Genomic DNA, 18,371 nt, shown 5'->3' on the forward strand with positions numbered 1-18,371 from the left:
TACGCCCGCCGAGCCGGTGTCGACAGGGGCCAGCACGCGAACGAAACCGAACGAAAACCTGCGACCGGGCGAATATCACCGCAGGTCAACAAGTGTCGGCCCCGCACGCGGGGATGGTCCGGAGGCCGCGAATGTCGAACCGCTTCTGGCGGTGTCGGCCCCGCACACGCGGGGATGGTCCTGGTTCGCGGCGGTGGAGCAGGAGACCTCCTTCGGAAATCCATCCACACCTCACCGCGGGGCAGCCCGTGGCACGTCACCTGTGGCAGACCATCCGGCAACCTTCCCGATCCGCGGCCAACTCAATCGCTAGCTCGCATCCGGTGTCATCGGATATCGTTGTGCACCAGGCGGTTCAGTCATCCACGCATTGGTGTCTTCGCTGCGCGACGCGAGCCGCTGAGAGACCAGTTGATTGTCTTTGGATCGGGCAGCGCCCATCGAACGCAAACGTTGGTCAGCGCCGCTTCCGACGGCCTCGGGGGCGATTTCGCGCAGCTCGTCGAGGATGGCACATTCGTCTGACTTGATCGGCATCGTTATCCCTCTGAATCCGCACACGCCCGACCGCGGCTCATGGACCGCCCCGGAGTGGATATGCAAGGTGACCTGCCGTTCGGTTGCTCGCGTCGAGTTTTCTTGTTGGGCGCGTTGCAGAGCCGTCGCTGCGGACTGCAACCCGACTTGGAATGGCCCTATGCCGCGGCGATGTTCCACGACATAGGGATCACCGAGCCGTATCGCACCTCAGCCCTGCGCTCCGAGATCGATGGCGCCAACGCGGTGCGCGACTTCCTGCTCGAGCGCGGCGTCGCTGAAGCCGATGCCCGAAAGGTCTGGCTGGCATCGCATCGCACACCACACCTAATGTGCCGGAATCTGGCTAGTGGCCTGACCTGCACACCGCGATGCCTTACAGGATCGTCAGTTTGATGCGGGCCCAGGCGTTGTTGCCGTATCCGCGGGGATTCCATATGGATGCTGGGGATTCGGGTTGTGTGGCTCCGGCGTCGTCCCAGGCACGCGCGGTGATGTTCAGTGGCCCGGGTCGCATGTCAACGGTCAGCGACCACGGCCGCCACGCCCACCGGCTGGGTGCCGGGTGTAGGTCGGCCTGCCGCCAGCTGCGGCCGTCGTCGACGGAGACATCGACCCGTCCGATGCCGTGGCCGTCGCCGGCGATTGCCCATCCACGAACGGTACGGGAGCCACGCGGAATCTGATCGCCCTCGGTGGGCACGAGGATGTCGCAGTTGAGCGCCAGCGACGATAGCGAGATGCCCTCACCCGGTGCGACCGCCTCTGGGTCGGCCTCGGGCGGAAGAATACGGTAGTCAAGGGCCTGAAAATAGTTCTGTGATGGGACGGATTGTATGGTGACGGCGGTGACCCATTTGACGCTGCGAGCCCCGATGTAGCCAGGCACCACCACACGCACCGGGCCACCGTGAACGCGCGGAAGTGGCTGAGAATTCATCTGCCAGGCCAACAACACCTCCTCGCGGAGCGCCTTGGACAGTGGGATGGAGCTGCCGTAGGACTGGACCGGCCGGGCCTCTTGGGCCACGTCGGGCGCAGCGAATGCGACGTGCAGTCGGTCATCGTGGTACACCCCGGCCGCCTGCAGTACATCGGCCAGCCTGGGCCCGGCCCACTCTGCGGTCGAGATCGCGCCGTGTTCCCATGGCTCCTTGCCAGGGATCGGGCGCACCGCCAGCAGTTCAGCGCGCCGATTGCCGGCACACGCCAGCGTCGCTACCACGCTGTGTTGCTCAAAACCAGTCGTCAGCTGGGCGTAGGTCACGGTGAGCGGATTGTCCACCCGTCCATCGACGCCCAACCGCCAGCGCTCGGTGGGGATGTCGGGGAACGGACCGTGATTGCGCGCATAGAACGCGTCCACCGCGGTGATTTCGCTGCTGGCCAGCACCGATGGCGGCGGCTCGGCGTTGAACGGCAGCCGTCCCCGCACAATCATGTCCTCGCGCTTACCCCACATCTCACCGCCCCGCCAACGAGTAGTCGCGGACTGCGACTTCAATCCTATAGCCGGTTGAAGGAGATCTGCTTGTAGTCGACTCCGAGGCGGCGCGCGGTGTGCGTCGGCGCAGGAGAAGCCGCTGGCGAACAGCATTTCGCCGCGGCCAAGGCCGGTGCCGGGCACCTGGTTCCGCTTGAAGTTGGCCACCTGCTCGATGATCATCGCCACCATCAGCACCCCACCGACACCTAGCGGCGCGAAGGGCTTCTGCTGCCGACGGCGGTTCCGGCGGTGAACACCAGGAAGAAGGTGCCGATCGCCTGGACCGCATACTCCACAGCCGATCGTGGTGTGCAGGCGCTATCGGATGCGCATGGCCGCGAGAAACCAGCATTCAGACTGGAGAACGCGGCGGTCAGACCACCAGGTTCATCACCGAATCCGCCTATCCGACACCGAGTTTCGAGAAGAAGGTGACGAACGGGCTGACTCCCGGCGCAAATGCCTTGTACAGCAACAAGAGTCCCGGCAGCACCAGCGAACCGACTTAGCACACCGCGATTCTGGCGATGACCGAATGGATCGCCCGCGGCATGATCTTCGCGGGGTCGTCCGTCTCGCCTGCCGCCGTGCCGACCAGCTCCACCGCGGAGTAGGCGAAGACGAGGCCCGTGGTGACGGTCACCACCGGCAGCAGGCCGGTCAGGAACAGACCACCGTGGTCGGCGATCACACCGACGCGCGTCGTCTGCACCTGGAGGGTGAACCGGCTCGCGAGGAAGACCGTGCCCACGATCAGGAATGTCACCAGCGCCGCGACTTTGATCAGCGCCGCCCAGAACTCCATCTTGCCGAACCACTTCACCGACACCAGATTGATCGAGACCACAGTCCGAATCTCGGTGTCAGTGACGCCGGTGTTCATCGACGGCTCCGAAGCAACCGCTGTTCGCACCGCGGACGCCTGACTATGTCAGGGCCCGTTTCCGCCAACGTCCACAGAATCTATCCCGTTAATCGGACACTCCTGCCACACTTCGGGGTCGCTGGCCGATCAAGTCCAGGTGCCGACGATGGTTGCCGCCGGTGTTCAGGGTTGCCTGTCGAAGGTGTACGTGAGGGTCAGGACGCCGTGACGGGCCTCGGTGGCATGTCCGGACAGCCCGGCGAGGTCGGCCGTGCCCGAGTGCGGCACCACGGTGCCGAAGGTGCTTCGGTCGTCGCCATTGGCCAGGCCGCCGTGTTGGATCACGAAGGTGCCCCGCCGGCCCTCCAGGATCGTGTTGATGTGTTCGGAGGCGACGTAGCCTGCGCCCGTGGCGCCCTGTGCGGTGAGAACCTCGGCGATCCCAGTTCCCTCCAGACCCGGTCCTCGCGGCCGTCTGCCTTCGTCGGCTTCCGCCTGAGGCGGTTCGATAGCCGCAATGCGGCGAGGTCCCAGGTTCGCCCGGGTTGACGAGAGGGCCGGGCGCCACGCAGGATCGATCGTGAGATGAGCGATTCATGCTGGTAGGACTATTGGGTCCGGTGATGGTGGAGGCCGCGGACGGGACGAGGGCGTCGGTCGGGGGGCCGCGGGTACGGGCATTGCTGGGGTTGCTCGCGCTCGAAGCCGGGCGAGTGGTTCCGGTGGCGCGACTGGTGGACGGGGTGTGGGGAGAGGACCCGCCGGCGGGGACAGGGAATGCGTTGCAGACCTTGGCGAGTCGGTTGCGCGCGGCGGCGCCGGGGGTGGTGCGGAGGGATGGGGGCGGGTATGTGCTCGAACTTGCGTCCGAGGACGTCGACGCGCATCTGTTCACGCGTGAGGTCGAGGCGGGGCGGACATTGCTCGCGGCCGGGGAGACAGAACGAGCCATCGCGCGCTTCGATACCGCGCTCGCGTTGTGGCGCGGGGAGCCGTTGATCGATGTGGGGGAATCGGACGTATTGCACGCTGCGGCACTGCGATTGACCGAACAGCGACTCGAAGCGGTCGAACTGCGAGCGGACGCCTTGCGAGCCTTGGGCCGAGGCGGCGAAGTATTGCGTGAGCTCCGCACGGACGTCGCGGCACATCCGTTCCGTGAGACGCTCGCCGCGCGACTGGTGCTGGCACTGGCGGCAGCGGGGCGCACATCCGAGGCGATACAGCAGTTTCAACGCACCGAGGCCCTGTTACGGGAGGAGCTCGGCACAACACCCGCCGAGGTGCTGCGCTCGGCCCTGGCCGAACTTCACACCAACGCACCCCATGATCCCACCGTCGACGGACCTGTCTCAGAGACGACGTCCGGATCGGGTCGTACGGGAGTTGTGGCAGCATCCCCGACCACCGGGGCATCGAAGGTGTCCGCGCCACTGCTGCCCAGGCGTCGCACCAGCTTCGTCGGACGCGGACACGACGTGGACGAAGTGCGGCAGGCGTTGCGCGAGTCCCGACTGGTGACACTGTCGGGTAGCGGGGGCGTGGGGAAGACTCGGCTGGCCGCCGAGACGGTCGGGGCGCACGCCGTGGACTGGGTGGATGGCTACGCCTTCGTCGAACTGGCCGGACTCGAGCGAGAACGAGCCGGCCGACCTGCCGTGACCGCGGTCGGAGTGGCGATAGTGAACGCGCTCGCCGGGTTCGAGCGACCCGACGAACTGTGCACGGAGTGGGCCGAAGTACTGGAGCGGACGCTGTCCGGCCGCCGAATGCTGTTGGTACTCGACAACTGCGAGCATGTCGTGGAGGCGACCGCGCGCCTGATCGACGATCTATTGCAACGGCTACCCCTGCTGCGGGTCCTCACCACGAGCCGGGAGCCGATCGGCGTGGACGGCGAGCGACTGTATCCGGTCCGGACCTTGGACCTGCCCGAAGCCGACGTGGATTTCCCGGCGGCAGCCGCATCGCCCGCGGTCCGGTTGTTCCTCGACCGCGCCACCGCGGCACTCCCGGATTTCGCGCTGTCCGAAGGCAATTCCGCGGATATCCGTGCCATCGTGCGCAGCCTGGACGGCATGCCGCTGGCCATCGAGCTGGCCGCCGCTCGCGTGCGGAGTCTGCCGCTGCCGGACCTCAGCGCGCGGCTCACCGATCGCTTCCGTTTGCTCACCAACAGCACTCGTCACGCGGTCCCGCGTCATCGCACCTTGCACGCGGCTGTCGCCTGGAGCTGGGAACTGCTCACCGATGCGGAAGCCGCAGCAGCCCGGCGTTTTTCGATTTTCGCGGGCGGCGCGACCTTGGACGCCATCACCAGGGTGTGTGGTCCGGACGCCATCGACACGGTCACCTCACTGGTGACGAAGTCGTTGGTGGATTTCGACGGACAGCGCTATCGAATGGCGGAGACCATCCGAGCCTATGCGAACGCGGAATTGACCGCAGTCGGCGAGGCGGACGAGGTCGCCCGCATCCATGCCGACTGCTTCCTGGGGTTCACCGATGCCGCCGCCCACGGATTACGCACTGCCGCACACCCCGATTGGCTTGCGCGTCTGATCGCCGAACACGCCAATTGCGAAACCGCGCTGCGGTGGGCGCTGGACGCGGGCGACGGCGAGCGTGCGGTTCGCCTGTACGGGAATCTCGTCTGGTACTGGCTGCTGCGCGGGTTGCACGGCGACATCTCCGAACGCCGCCGCGAGGTCCTCGCCCTGCTCGGCGACACACCGCCGCCGGGGTGCACCGGGGCCTACCTGGCCTGCCGGTACGGCCAGGAGCTGCTCGCGTACTTCACCAACATCTGGTGGGGCCAAATCCGGGAGAACACGGGGCAATTCGAGCGACTGACCCGTGCGGCCCTCACCGAAGATCCGCCCCCACACCCGATGTTCGTGCTCATACTGGCGCTGCGTGACCTGCTCGGCGACGACGACAGCCTGTTGACCGCCTGCACCACCTCGGACGATCCATGGCTACGCGGAAATGCGCTGATAGCACAAGGTTTCGATGAACTGGGCGGCGACCATCCGGCCCGCGCCCTGCCCACGTTGGAGGCGGCGCTGACCTGCCTGAGCGCGCACGGTGACGCCCGGTCACACAGCCGCGCCCTGATCTCCCTGGCCAGCTACCGGACCCGGATGCTCGGCCTGGACAGCGCCCGCCCGCTGATCGCGCACGCGCTGGAACTGCTCAGCGCCGACCTGGGCGCCGGTGAGCGCATCGGCGTGCTGCTCTTCGCGGCGGAGATGTACCTGGTCGGCGGCGATACCGACAGCGCGGCAACCTATCTCGACCGGGCCGAGCCCCTGATCACCCCGCACATCATCCCCGCACCCGGGCGCTTTCTGGCGGCGACGCAGGCGCACCTGGCGCACCTGCGCGGCGACAACGACCGCGCGATGGAACTGTTCCGGCGGATGTCCGAGCAGCCGCTCCCCGCCGGCCCGCCGCCCGCGGGACGCCACGATACCGTCCGCTTCGTGAACCCGGTCTTCGTGAGCACCGTGCACGCGGCGACCCTGGTCGCGGCGGGGCAGCCGGACGACGCGCTGCGAGAGCTGGCCATGCCTCGCGATCTGGCCGCCCAGACCTCGGCGGCGCTGCTGGCCGAGGTCGGTATCGGTTACGCCCTGGTCGCGCTGGCGAAGGATGCCCCGGGGCGCGCGGCCCGCATTCTCGGCGCCACCGACCGGATCAACCGCAGGGCCGGGGTGATTCGCATCGGCCCGTTCCGGCGGCGGGCGCTCGACCAGGCGGAAGCGGCGCTCGGGCCCGTGCGCCTGGGCGCGGAATTCCTCGCGGGCGCCCGGCTTCCGGACGAGGCGGTGCTCGAACTGCTGCGTACCGTTCGCTGACAACGACTGTCAGCGAACGGTACGGGCAGCACTGGATGCTCTGGACGCGTATCCCACCGATCCAGGAGTGTTCATGTCTGTTCTCCAGAACACGGAATCAGTTGTTTCCGTGCGTAATTCCCGCCGACTCGGCGAACGTCTCGGCACGGCCGGCGCCGTAATGGGTGCCGCGTTCATCATTGCCGTCGGCGCCGGTTATTTGCTCGCCCCACAGGCAATGGCCCCGGGGTTCGGCTTCACTGATTGGCCGCACGGTGAAGCCAACGGTTTCCTGAACGTCAAAGGCGTCCGCGATGTGGTCTCCGGCCTGATCTTGCTCGCCTTGCTCGCGGCCGGGCAGCGGCGCGCCGTCGGCGTCGCCACGCTCACCGTCGCCCTCATCCCGACCGGCGACATGCTCACCATCCTGCTGCGCCACGGTTCCACTGCCACCGCCCTGAGTGTGCACGGCCTCACCGCCGCCCTGGTGGCCGCCAGCGGCGCGCTGCTGCTGCGCCGTGAAAGCCGGTGAGCGCCCGATGAAGACACTGCTCAATACCGCTCACATCTACATGATCATCGGCCTGATCTCCGGGTTCTACTACCGCGAGATCACCAAGCTCGAACATTTCACCGGGAAGTCGCAGCTCAGTGTCATGCACACCCACCTGCTGGCGCTGGGCATGCTGTTCTTCCTCATCGTGCTGGCCTTGGAGAAGCAGTTCACGCTCAGCGCCCGGAAAAGCCTGTACGGCTGGTTCTTCCGGCTGTACAACGTCGGCCTGGTCATCACCGTCGCGGCCATGACGCTGCACGGCACCCTCACCGTGCTGGGCAAGAGCAGTGGTGAGGCGATCGCGCTCGTCTCGGGTGTGGGCCACATCCTGCTGACCGCCGGGCTGGTCCTGTTCTTCATCACCCTCGGCAAATCTATCGACGACAGCCGAACACCGTGCACCGCAGCGGTATTCGCCGAACAGGAGGCATCGTGACCACCGGCCGGGACAGCGCGCTGTGGACGCGGGACGCGGTCTCGCTCGCTGCGCTGATCGCCGAGGGCGCCGTCACCGCGGCCCAGGTCGTCGAGGCGCATCTCGAGCGCATCGAGCAGGTCGATTCCGAAATCGGCGCGCTCACCACGGTATTCGCCGAGACCGCGCGTGCGGAGGCGGCCGCGGCCGACCGCAGGGGGCCGACCGGGCCGCTGCACGGGGTTCCGGTCACCGTCAAGAACAACCTCGATGTCGCGGGCAGCCCGACCACCTGGGGCGTGGCGGCCCTCGGACAGGCCGTCGCGACAGCGGACGCACCCGCGGTGTCCGCACTACGGCGAGCCGGGGCGATCGTCATCGGGCGAACGAACATGCCAGACTTTGCCACTCGCTGGCACACCGACAACGACGAGGCGGGCCCGACGGTGAATCCGTGGTACCCGACCCGCAGCCCGGGCGGTTCCAGCGGTGGTGACGCCGCTGCGGTAGCGGCGGGCATGACACCCCTCGGCCTGGGCACCGACTTCGGCGGTTCACTGCGGATACCCGCCGCGTTCTGCGGAGTCGCCTCGCTGCGTACCACACCCGGCCGGGTGGCGGTGGCCTCGAGCCTGCCCGGGGCCGCACCCGCACCGACAAACCAATTGTTCGCGGCGCCAGGGCCGTTGGCGCGCAGCGTGCGCGATCTGACGACCGCCTTGGAGGTCCTCAGCAACAGCGCTGACGTGCGCGACCCCGGATGGATTCCGGTGTGTGACGCGACGGACACCGCGCTGCCCGCGGTCGCCGTCACGCTCGGTGACGATATCGATCCGCAGGTGCGGGCCGCGGTACTCGGCTGCGCCGACGCCCTCGAACGCGCGGGATATCCGGTAGCCGAACTGGATCCGCCGCAATTGGGCGAGGTGGCGGCGGACTACGGCCGATTGGTCTCCACCGAGGTGGTGGTCCAGCGCCGCGAAGCCATGCGGCGAGTCGGCAGCGCCGGACTGAACACCTTCATGGACGCGGCGATCGATCTGTTCCCGCCGCTGGATCTGGCGGGCTACATGACCGCGCTGGGTGAGCGCCTCACCCGCCGCGCGGCCTGGTCCCGCTTCCTCGCGGAGCATCCGATCGTGCTCGGCCCGGTCTCGGACGAACTGCCCTGGCCGGTCGGCTACGACCTCGGCGGCACCGCACAAGTCGCGACCATGTATGCGGCGCACCGCCTCACGATCGCCGCCAACTACCTGGCCCTGCCCGCGGTCACGGTCCCCGCGGGCGTCTCGGCCGAGGGTCTTCCCATCGGGGTCCAGTTGATCACCGCCCCATTCGCCGAGCGCCGCGCGCTGACTGCCGCCGCCCATATCGAGGTGGCCTTTCCGATGCCCACACCCATCTCCCCGGCAACCGACCCGACCACCCGGCGCCCTGCCCCGAGCCAGGCTCCGTCCAGTGGCTCGCGCACGACGTGGTGAATATTTCGTAGCGAAGGGAATCCAGATGTCACACAACACATTGCGATCCGCCGTGCGCGGCCGAGTACTGCTGCCGGGCGATGAAGAGTTCGATACCGCACGGACGCCGTGGAATCTGAATATCGACCAGCCGGTCGCGGCGGTCGTGCACGTCGAAGACGCGGACGATATGGCCGCCGTGGTCGGCTACGCGCGCGAAGCGGGCCTGTCGGTGACCGCCCAGCCCAACGGCCACGGCGCTTCCCGCGCCAACTTCCCGATTCCCCACTGAACCTTCGGTTTCGATCCCGAGGTCAGGCACCTCTGCACAGCACTGCCCCGCCGATCGTGATCGGCGGGGCAGTGCTGTGCCTGCGATCAGCTATCGCAACCCCGGTGAGGCCGAATCCTGTTACTGCAGTTGGCGACTCGGGGGCGCGGGTAGTCCCCGACCACTTCAGAGCCGGAGACAGCTAACCACGGAACATACTCTCTGGCACACACACCATGTCGAGAAGCTGGTGTCGGTGCGGAGTTAGCCGAGATCGGCGCACGCTAGCCACAAGTTGTCGCAGTTCAATGGCGATCCTCAGGGCATCGCGAACACTGCGACGCCGCTTCCGCAGCTCAACGCTTTGTGTACAAGCGCATTCGACCAATCGGCTTGGCTGATCGACAACAGAACCCCAGGTCCAGGGGTCGCAGGTTCGAACCCGGGTTCGTTCCAGATAACGGCCAGGTCGGAGCCGAACACGACGCCGAGTCCTACTCCGAACTGGTGCAGCATGCGCGGAGCCCACGACTGTTGCCGGTGCAGACAGAGGACTTGCGCTTCGGACTGCTCGACGGCCCAGACCGGATGGACCCGGAGATCCTCAACCTCGACGTGCGCGTCAGCGCGACCCGGTAGGTACCGTCATGTGGCCTGCGGGTTGCAACATATAAGGTGGACAAGATCATTCGTCGAGGATCTGATGCTTCTGATATCGAAAGGTCTTACATGTCCATCGGTTCGTTGTCACGTGTCCTGTCTTCCGTCTGTGCCAGTGCGGCACCGTTACTCCTGTTCGCACCTGCCGCTGTCGCCGCCCCGGATAGCCCTTACAGCTGCTCGGGCTCATACCTGTCGAGCGATGGCTCCGCAGAAGTACAGTCATGCATTTACGCCGAGAATGGGGTACCCCGGGCATTCGGCGGCCTCACGATCAAATCTGGCGACATCACGCCCGAATCCGATTGCACCATGGTCGTGACCATTGTGGATTACAACGCGTATGAGACCGGGGCGAACGAGCAGGTCGCGACCAGCGGCCCATTTCATTGCTCGAACGGCAAGTATCCCTCCCCGCCGTTGACTGTGGACACAGCGCTGGCGAAGCCCGGGCATCGCTATCGCAGTTTCACCGAAGTCACCAAAGATGGCCAGGGGATCGCTCGTATCTACAGCCCGGACTTGAATCTGTAGACCGGATTCGAGAGTCAGCCCCGGTCGCCGGTGATAAGTCGGGCCGTCGGCGACCGGAGCGGATCGATTCGACCGACCCGTACCGGTCCACAAGATCACGCAGCTCCTATGTAGCTGTGCACGTAGGAGTGGATGTTCAGCCGACGCGCGACTGCCCGAAATGAGCTCAGCTAGTTGATCTCTGGGCAAGGCGCGTGGCCGTTTCGATCCGCGCGCCACGCGGCTACTCACCAGGTGGGTCTGAGATCATTCCGACTTTGTCGGACGCCGACAGCTGCTACTTATTCGACGATGAGCCGTTGGGGTGCTGCTGGCGCGTTGCCCGCAGGCCCTGTTCGGCATTGGCCACCAGTTGCACGCGTGATTGTGCGCCGCGCTTGGCCAGTATGGCCGAGACGTGCGACTCCACTGTGCGTTGTGAAAGGTATGTCCGAGCCGCGATTTCCGAGTTGCTGTGGCCCAAGGCAATCAATTCTGCCACGCGTTTTTCGGCAGGTGTCAGCGCTGGCTGCCCGGTGTTGGTGTGACCGCTCAGACGGTTGCGGCCTCGACGAATTCCGAACTGGCGCAGGCGCGCATCGGCCCGTGTGATGCCCATAGCCGCCCCGAGGGTCGAGTACTGATCTACCGCTCGGTACAGCGCGGCACGTGCATCGCCCCGGCGCCCCGATGCGCCGAGCAGCGTAGCCAGGTTCTCGCACGCCTGCCCGACGTAGTGTGGACGGCCCGCGGCCCGGAATTCGGCTTCGGCCGACTCGACCAATGTCGGCTTACTGTCGGCAAGCCCGCGACAAAGGAGTGCTGTGCCACGGCGGGCAGCAGTCGAATATCGACTCTCCCACTGCTCAGCAAGCAAAGCCACCTGCGTTGAGATCTTCGAATCTCCGGCAGTCACCGCCATCCGAGCGAGGTCTGGATAAACGTAATAGCGCAACGCCATCGTGGCACCGTCAGCTGTGTCATCACAGAGCACTACCAGTCGCTTGATCGCGTCCGCTAACTGTCCGTTTGCTTCGTCTACCAGCGCTCGGGCCCATGACCACACGAATTGCTGCTCGCAGGTGTCCGAGGCTTCGCGGAAATCGACCGGATCCAATATTTCCGCGCCGATGATGCCGCGATTGATCTCGATCAGTGTGGTCCAGCTTCGCGTCGTAGGGTCGTCGACTCCTACAGGCGAAGATGATTCGGTCTGACCCTCGGCAACCACGTCCCAGTTGCCGGTGAGGAATCGAAGCCTTGCACGAGCCCGCCATGACTGCGGTGGGTCGATTCCCGGTTCCACGCGACCGAGTTCGAAGGAGCGATTCAGCGTGTCCTCTGCCTCGGTCGTGCGACCCAATTCGATCAGGCACAAAGCGCGAACCGCGAAAAGGTCGAATGCCAGTGGCTGCCACTGCAACAGGACACCGCAATAGCGGTGGTCGTCGGCTACTACGTCGCCCAATTCGATGGCCTCGTCCAACAGGCCCTCGTGGTAGCGGATCATCCCCAGCACGTGGCGACCGAGTCCTATTGCCGTCGTGTCGTTTTCCGACTCGCCAACCGAGATAGCCTCGGCAGCGGCCGCCTCGGCGTCAGTGGTGCGCTGGCGGGCCAACAGAATCAGGGCCGCCAGACCGGATAACCTGCCTCGCAAAGCCTCGTGGCGATCGACCCGATCGATGGCCGTATTGATTGTCTCCAGCGCATCGGTGAAGCGACCTTGGGTGTATTCCACGTAGGCGCAGAGCCACACCATGTCGGCGACCTCGCGGAGGTGACGATCCGACCGGCGTGCGTGCTCCAGCGCCGATCGAACAGCAGGGACCGCCGCAGCAGCGCGACCGCAGCGCAGCAGCGCTCGCACCCGCCACACGCACAACACCTCAACGATGTCGTCGTCTGGTAGCCCGACCGCGCAGGCTCGTGCCAGCAGGCGGACTGCGAGTCGCGAGTCCTGCAAGGTCAGAACGGCCGCGACTGCGGCAATCCATTCGAGGAGGTCTTGGTCGAACGATGCTCTGGCTTCCAACAAGTAGCGTGCGATTCGCTGGTCGGATACGCCGGCTGGGATGAGCCGGCGAGCTGCGTCCAGGGGCATTCGCGCGCGGTCCGGTGCAGGCAGACGATTGGCGAAGGTCGTGCGTAGCGCATTGTCCCGAAAGGTCAACGCATCACCCATATGCTGCAGAACACCGCAGTCCACCGCAGCGTCGAGCATCACCCATATCGTGAGCAATGGCTGGTCGAGGATGATCGCGAGTTCAACGGGCTCGATGTCCGGCCCGACCGCGGCTGCCGTTGACAATACGTTCTGCACAGCTGGATCCAGATAGTCCAACTGCCTCGAGTCCTCCATAACCAGTCCTCCCAGGCCAGGTCTACGGCAGTCTTGTCTCCAGTCACAACGCTCGTCAATGGCCGGTACTCCCTCACGTGGGTATTAGGGATCGGTAGTGTCGAGTCTTTTACACTGATGGTTGTGGTTAGCAGCGCGAACGGCGAGTTACACGGCCGTATGGACGAAATCGCGTTCGCGACTGAGTTGATCACCCAGGCACAGGCGGGCAACGGTAACGTCGCGACGATTATTGGCGAGCCCGGAATCGGGAAGACCGCGCTGCTGAGCTTGCTGCGCAACGAGGCGGCACACCGGGGTTTCCGAGTGCTTGCCGGAGCGGCGACCCACCTCGACAAGCACGTGTCATTCGCCGGCCTACGTGCCTGTTTCGAGGGGCATATTGGGCCACACGAACTGCTCATTGACAGAGTACTCACGCTGCTCAGCGGGGCCGAAAGAGCGGAAGGTGGCCTCCTCGGCCGAGAACTCGCGATCACCGAGTCGCTGTTGGCCCTCATGGACCACTGGTGCGCTGCAGCTCCAGTGGCCGTCATCGTGGACGACGTGCAATGGGCCGACGGCTCCACTATGAAGGTGTTACAGCACCTGAGCCGATATGCCGTCCAGCAGCCGGTTCTGCTGTTGATAGCGACTCGTCGATCGCAGTTGCCGACGGTCCTCGCCGAACTGGATTCGAGCGGCGGGCACCACATCGAGCTGGCACCGTTGAGCGAGCCCGCGGTGGTGGCAATGGTGGCACAGACGCTCGAGCGAGCACCCGAACCGGTCGAGCTGGCGGCCGTCGCCAGGGCTGGCGGAAATCCGCTCTATGTGACCGAAATACTGGCGGGAATCATGCCTACGTCAACGCTTCCGACCGTCAGGCAGCCACCTAACTCTCCTGAGGATGTCATTGAGGCGAGGCTTGCGCTGCTCCCCGCGACCGCGCGTCAGGTGCTGTCGGTTGCGTCTGTGTTAGTGCCGAATATTGCAACGACAGAGCTCGCGGAAGTGCTCGATGCTCCCGCTGGGCATATCGACTCCGTCGTGAAATTGGCGCTCGAGGCCGGATTGCTGGCCGGTACCCCAGAACGGTTCACCTTTCGCCACGATCTCATCCAACAAGTCCTAGCTGAGCGTGTGCCACAGGCGACCCAGCGGAACCTGCACGATCGGGCCGCGCTGATACTAGCAGCGAACGAGGCCTCCCCCGAACGCGTCGCGGGCCACCTGGTGCAAGCTGCTTACCATATGGTCAACCCAACAATGGAAACTTGGCTGCTCGACAATATGAGCGGGCTTGCCCTCCGGGCACCGGAACTCGCGGCCGACTTGATCGAGCGCACCCTACCGAGGGTCTCGCGTGCGTCCAACACCTACCGGGCATTGTGGGAGCACTATATTCGCGCGCTGCTGACGAAAGGCAGCTCGAGTGAGGCCGAAGCGTCGATTCGCGCATTATTGCGGTCGAACGAGCCCTTGGAGCAACTGCCGTCATTCACCGCAGTCCTCTGGTGGCTTCTCACGATGGCTTGCATCGGGCAAGGCAAGCTGGACGAGACGATATCGACGATTCGGCAGGTGACGGAACGGCATGTACTCACCGAGTCGGAGCTCTCCCGCTATACCGGGCTTGCCAGTATCTGCCATTATCTGCTCGGTCGGCTGGAACCGGCCGAGTTCGCAGCGAAAGACGCTTTCACCCACGGCGACTTCGGAAATCACGGTGCGGTGACATTGGGATCCCTGGCCTACGTCAGCGGTCGGCTGGACGAAGCATTGAGCTACGGCAAACTCGTCGTGCACGGTTACCAGACGCAACCACTCGATGACAAATCGGATCAGTTCGATCCCTATACGCTGCAAGGCAACAGTCTTACCGAATTGGACCGCTACCCCGAAGCTCTCCACCTTCATGGAGTAGCGATGCTGCACGGATACCAACACCAGGGCACGTTCATCGCGTCGAGCTTGTACGCTCGGGCACGGATCCATTTCCTCACCGGCAATTGGGATGACAGCCTGGCCGAAATCGAGGCGTGCGCCGACACGCCGGACCCCATGGACTTCGGTCCGACAGGACTAGCTCTGGCCGACTTGATCGCCGTGCGACGTGGCAGCCCGGCGGCCCGTCCGTGCTCGCCGACCGAGGGATTCGGCGACCGCGACCGAAAACCGTGGCAGGCGTGGACGCACGCCCTCCTACTCGAACGCGACGGCAAACTGGAACACGCCCAGCAAGTGCTCGCCGAAATATGCTCGCAGACCTTGGGCGTGCCGACGTTATATTACCTGTTCCCGGATCTGGCTCGTCTTGCCTTCACGTGCGACAACAACGCACTCTCCCATGAGATCGCAGCGAAAGCCGAACTGTTGGCCGAGATATCGACACCAACGCACAGCCGCCGCGGTACAGCGTTGTACTGCCGCGGTCTGGCGGATAGTCGGCGCGACTTGCTCGACGCGGCGGCCGACGCGTTCCGCAGTGCAGGGCGACCGCTCTACGAAGCATTGGCTCGCGAAGCCCTCGCTGCCGCCCTGGCGGCCGATGGACATCGAACTGACGCACGAAAATCGCTGGTAACGGCCATCGCGAACTATCAACGGCTCGACGCGTATTGGGACATGGCCCGCGCCGAATCAACATTGCGCAAACATGGAGTCCGCCTCGGTCAGGTCGGCCCCCGCAACCGACCCAAAACAGGTTGGGCATCATTGACTCCCACCGAGCACCGAGTCGCGAAGCTGGTCGCCGAGGGCCATTCCAATGCGGCGATCGGCACTCAAATGGTCCTGTCACGGCGAACCGTCCAATCTCATGTATCCAGCATCCTGACCAAGCTCGCGGCACAATCCCGGGTTCAGATCGCGATCGAATTCCATCGCCAGCGCTGAGGCAACGTCGAAGGCTCCTTGCACTGTCTCTAGCTGGATTGGCCGATGTTTCGGTATGCCCACCTATGGTCCACTCGTCCCATGTCCAGGCCAATTTTGCACTCACTCGCAAGGAATTCGCCACGCCATGCGCCGAACATCCTGAAGATTGGGACCTGGATGCCGGAACACCGGCACGATGCCGAGTCACCACCGGTACCTTTCCGATCTCCTCACCAGGAGAAAAACACAGATTCGCGCGGTTCGGAGGCCAGTCGCCGCACCGAAGCCCACGACGCCGCATTGCGCTTGTACGATCACATTGGCACGCACCGAGACTCGGCGCGAGTTCGGGCTCGACTCCGACGACACGGCGTTTGGCCCGCCGGCATGGCCCGCTCGGACGCGGGCGGCACAAGTGCGTCTCTCACACCCACTGAGCGCATCGTCGCCGATCTCGTCGCCGAGGGATACACCAACGCGGCGATTGCGAATCGCCTCTCCGTGTCGAAACGCACCGTCGACAAGCACGTTTCGAAGATCCTCGCCAAACTCGAACTCCGCTCTCGCATCCAAATCGCAGGAGTCCTCGCGAGCCCGCATGCTACTGCCAGGATGTCGGAACAGACCGATACTCTCGCGACATGAGCGACATCACGAAGAGCGTTGACGTCCCGGAGTACACGGACCCCGAATTGGTCGCAGGTGAGGAGCTCGCCCGCGAACCGGCCTTCTGGCTTGCTCACCTGCTGGGGACGATGGGCAATCTCTCGGACGACACAGATGAATACGACGTCGCGGCGTCCGCGTTCGAGCCGATGCTGGAACGTCTCAGCGACGCCGAGCAGCCGTGGCTTGTGTTCCGGGTCGCCTTCGGCGGTGGACACACAGTCTTCGCCATCTACGCCAACTTCGAGGACACGAATACAGTCGAGTTCGTCGTACGCCACCCTACATGGGACCGTCTCGGGCATCTGGGGCAGTGCGGGCCCGAGGATGCCGGGCCGGGGCTGTGCTGGACGGAGTTGACCGCCATCGCCGCAAGCGTGCCGGAGAACGCGTCTGACGCCGAGGGCCTCGTCGATCCGGCACAGCGTCTCCTGCTTCTCTTACCCATGCTCGGGGACGCCGCCACGCCACAGGACGCATGGGAGGTCGTCGCGCGCGCCCTCGTTCGCTGCGGTACACCAGACGACGTAGCGCCCCGGTTCGCACGGGAGTTGCTCGAGACCGTCACGGGCGACGGGCATTCCGAACCGTCGTGGATGGTATCCGGGGACAATCCGGTGCCCGTCTGCTCGTGCCGCTACAGCCCGCGCCAGATCCCTATCGCGCTTGGGATCACCCCGAATCAGGCCCAAGCCTTGGCCGAAGCGCTCCGCGGCGACGGCCCGTCGGGACCGATCTGAGTAAGCGTGTCCGGGCCTCAACCACTTTGGGCTCGTCGGACCACTTGGCCAGGCCGCTATGCACCGGTTTACCACTGCTGGCAACATAGCTCGACCGTCACCAAGTGCAGCGTTAGTTTATGGGACACCCAACGAAAGGTATGTGCCCGACGTGGATCTGATCACAATGATTTTGGCGCCGTTTACGTCGTTGACGGACACCGGCAGTTCCTGCACCAATTGGTGTTTTCCCTGGTAGAGAGCCCGTTATTTCGTTAAGACGAAAGGAGGTTCAGTGTGCGTATCGCTAAAGTCTCCGCCGCTGTCACAGTCGCAATGGCCGCAACGAGGTTAGCAATGAATTTCGGCGCTGCACCAAGTCACACAGAAGGCATCGCGGCAGAGGGTGTCATCGTTTCGCCGACCGTGGATAGCCGTGCCGATGAGCCGATCGGGGACCACGCGAGTGCGTGCGATCTCCCCGGAGTACTGGCCAACCCGGGCACGGCCCTAATTTGCGTCGTCACCGGTTCGTCCAGCTTCTGACGAAGCCAACCACTGAGTTCTTGACCGGTCGCTGCTCGCGCGACGACCGGTCAAGAGCTGTCGACGGTGCGTTTCGACACGGAGAGGCGATTCGCAATCGCCGCGTTGGTGTATCCCTCCGTGATGTCGCTCATATCGCGAGAGTATCGGTCTGTTCCGACATCCTGGCAGTAGCATGCGGGCTCGCGAGGACTCCTGCGATTTGGATGCGAGAGCGGAGTTCGAGTTTGGCGAGGATCTTCGAAACGTGCTTAACGCATGCCCTGAAATCTATTGCGTCCTTGGCAAGTTCGCGCACAGCGGAGTTATCCCAGAAAACGAGATATTGTTGTCAATACCTGTGGACTGGTGAGTTTGAACGGCCGCTGGTCCAGTGGGGCGGCCGGGGGCTCAGCGGCTTTCTGGGATTCCTATCTGTGAGCTCATTTCCGGGGTGAAGATGACCATGACGTCGTCGGTGCCCAGCCGGAAGCTTGTTGCCGATATTGTGTCTACTGAGCATCCTGTGGCGATCCAGACCGCTGTTCCTTGGAAGCCGAGTCGGATGGCTGATGGCACTCGGATCGCACCGCCGGGATCGTGGTCCCAGCAGATGCGCTACCTCACCTCGGCCTTCA

Annotated in this window: 13 protein-coding genes and 2 pseudogenes; 10 read left to right on the forward strand and 5 right to left on the reverse strand. The window is 64.8% G+C overall.

All coding sequences use genetic code 11. The features are described from left to right. Nucleotides 1-309: 309 nt before the first annotated feature. The gene (locus OHQ90_RS25945) at nt 310-537 is read right to left on the reverse strand and encodes a hypothetical protein (protein WP_328401740.1); all 228 of its coding nucleotides are present in this window, start codon (nt 535-537) and stop codon (nt 310-312) included. A gap of 39 nt (nt 538-576) precedes the next feature. Here OHQ90_RS25945 and OHQ90_RS25950 point away from each other — a divergent pair. After that, nucleotides 577-878: pseudogene (locus tag OHQ90_RS25950) on the forward strand (HD domain-containing protein); the annotation flags it as partial. A 35-nt stretch (nt 879-913) separates the two neighbouring features. Here OHQ90_RS25950 and OHQ90_RS25955 read toward each other — a convergent pair. The 3 genes and pseudogenes from OHQ90_RS25955 to OHQ90_RS25965 form a co-directional block, all read right to left on the reverse strand. Beyond that, complete coding sequence (locus OHQ90_RS25955) at nt 914-1,999, reverse strand: sulfite oxidase (RefSeq protein WP_328413102.1); 1,086 nt, start codon at nt 1,997-1,999, stop codon at nt 914-916. Nucleotides 2,000-2,367: 368 nt separating this feature from the next. Continuing rightward, nucleotides 2,368-2,870 (reverse strand): annotated as a pseudogene (locus OHQ90_RS25960) (amino acid permease); the annotation flags it as partial. Nucleotides 2,871-3,071: 201 nt separating this feature from the next. Next, nucleotides 3,072-3,482 carry a DUF3224 domain-containing protein gene (locus OHQ90_RS25965; protein ID WP_328413104.1) on the reverse strand — a complete coding sequence of 137 codons (411 nt, stop codon included), beginning with the start codon at nt 3,480-3,482 and terminating at the stop codon, nt 3,072-3,074. A gap of 2 nt (nt 3,483-3,484) precedes the next feature. Between OHQ90_RS25965 and OHQ90_RS25970 the strand changes: the two genes are divergently transcribed. The 6 genes from OHQ90_RS25970 (at nt 3,485) to OHQ90_RS25995 (ending at nt 10,623) form a co-directional block, all read left to right on the forward strand. After that, complete coding sequence (locus OHQ90_RS25970; protein ID WP_328401742.1) at nt 3,485-6,748, forward strand: AfsR/SARP family transcriptional regulator; 3,264 nt, start codon at nt 3,485-3,487, stop codon at nt 6,746-6,748. 73 nt (nt 6,749-6,821) lie between these two features. Further along, the gene (locus OHQ90_RS25975; protein ID WP_328401744.1) at nt 6,822-7,259 is read left to right on the forward strand and encodes a DUF4267 domain-containing protein; all 438 of its coding nucleotides are present in this window, start codon (nt 6,822-6,824) and stop codon (nt 7,257-7,259) included. 7 nt (nt 7,260-7,266) lie between these two features. Continuing rightward, a complete protein-coding gene (locus OHQ90_RS25980) occupies nt 7,267-7,719 on the forward strand; it encodes a DUF2871 domain-containing protein (RefSeq protein WP_328401746.1) in 453 nt (150 codons plus the stop codon). Then, nucleotides 7,716-9,179 (forward strand): amidase family protein, encoded by a 1,464-nt coding sequence (locus OHQ90_RS25985; protein ID WP_328401748.1) that lies wholly within the window; start codon nt 7,716-7,718, stop codon nt 9,177-9,179. The genes OHQ90_RS25980 and OHQ90_RS25985 overlap by 4 nt, the downstream gene beginning before the upstream one ends. Before the next feature lie 25 nt (nt 9,180-9,204). Beyond that, a complete protein-coding gene (locus OHQ90_RS25990) occupies nt 9,205-9,450 on the forward strand; it encodes a hypothetical protein (RefSeq protein WP_328401750.1) in 246 nt (81 codons plus the stop codon). A 654-nt stretch (nt 9,451-10,104) separates the two neighbouring features. Further along, nucleotides 10,105-10,623 (forward strand): hypothetical protein, encoded by a 519-nt coding sequence (locus OHQ90_RS25995; RefSeq protein ID WP_328401752.1) that lies wholly within the window; start codon nt 10,105-10,107, stop codon nt 10,621-10,623. 277 nt (nt 10,624-10,900) lie between these two features. On the opposite strand, the gene OHQ90_RS26000 is transcribed toward OHQ90_RS25995, so the two are convergent. Beyond that, complete coding sequence (locus OHQ90_RS26000) at nt 10,901-12,964, reverse strand: LuxR C-terminal-related transcriptional regulator (RefSeq protein ID WP_328401754.1); 2,064 nt, start codon at nt 12,962-12,964, stop codon at nt 10,901-10,903. 123 nt (nt 12,965-13,087) lie between these two features. On the opposite strand from OHQ90_RS26000, the gene OHQ90_RS26005 reads away from it, so the two are divergent. From OHQ90_RS26005 to OHQ90_RS26015, 3 genes are all read left to right on the forward strand, one after another. Further along, nucleotides 13,088-15,841: an ATP-binding protein gene (locus tag OHQ90_RS26005; protein ID WP_328401756.1), complete on the forward strand. Its 2,754-nt coding sequence runs from the start codon at nt 13,088-13,090 to the stop codon at nt 15,839-15,841. 369 nt (nt 15,842-16,210) lie between these two features. Beyond that, entirely contained in the window at nt 16,211-16,468 is a 258-nt protein-coding gene (locus OHQ90_RS26010) for a helix-turn-helix transcriptional regulator (RefSeq protein ID WP_328401758.1), read from the forward strand. Continuing rightward, nucleotides 16,465-17,229 carry a hypothetical protein gene (locus OHQ90_RS26015; protein ID WP_328401760.1) on the forward strand — a complete coding sequence of 255 codons (765 nt, stop codon included), beginning with the start codon at nt 16,465-16,467 and terminating at the stop codon, nt 17,227-17,229. The genes OHQ90_RS26010 and OHQ90_RS26015 overlap by 4 nt, the downstream gene beginning before the upstream one ends. Nucleotides 17,230-18,371: the final 1,142 nt, after the last annotated feature.

This window comes from Nocardia sp. NBC_00403 (genome assembly GCF_036046055.1).
Taxonomy (GTDB): domain Bacteria; phylum Actinomycetota; class Actinomycetes; order Mycobacteriales; family Mycobacteriaceae; genus Nocardia.

Bases quoted from the DNA above. Each gene is read 5' to 3' on its own strand.
- OHQ90_RS25955 (WP_328413102.1), bottom strand. From the start codon at position 1,999: ATGTGGGGTAAGCGCGAGGACATGATTGTGCGGGGACGGCTGCCGTTC.
- OHQ90_RS25970 (WP_328401742.1), top strand. From the start codon at position 3,485: ATGCTGGTAGGACTATTGGGTCCGGTGATGGTGGAGGCCGCGGACGGG.
- OHQ90_RS26010 (WP_328401758.1), top strand. From the start codon at position 16,211: ATGGCCCGCTCGGACGCGGGCGGCACAAGTGCGTCTCTCACACCCACT.
- OHQ90_RS25980 (WP_328401746.1), top strand. From the start codon at position 7,267: ATGAAGACACTGCTCAATACCGCTCACATCTACATGATCATCGGCCTG.
- OHQ90_RS25990 (WP_328401750.1), top strand. From the start codon at position 9,205: ATGTCACACAACACATTGCGATCCGCCGTGCGCGGCCGAGTACTGCTG.
- OHQ90_RS26000 (WP_328401754.1), bottom strand. From the start codon at position 12,964: ATGGAGGACTCGAGGCAGTTGGACTATCTGGATCCAGCTGTGCAGAAC.
- OHQ90_RS25975 (WP_328401744.1), top strand. From the start codon at position 6,822: ATGTCTGTTCTCCAGAACACGGAATCAGTTGTTTCCGTGCGTAATTCC.
- OHQ90_RS25945 (WP_328401740.1), bottom strand. From the start codon at position 537: ATGCCGATCAAGTCAGACGAATGTGCCATCCTCGACGAGCTGCGCGAA.
- OHQ90_RS26015 (WP_328401760.1), top strand. From the start codon at position 16,465: ATGAGCGACATCACGAAGAGCGTTGACGTCCCGGAGTACACGGACCCC.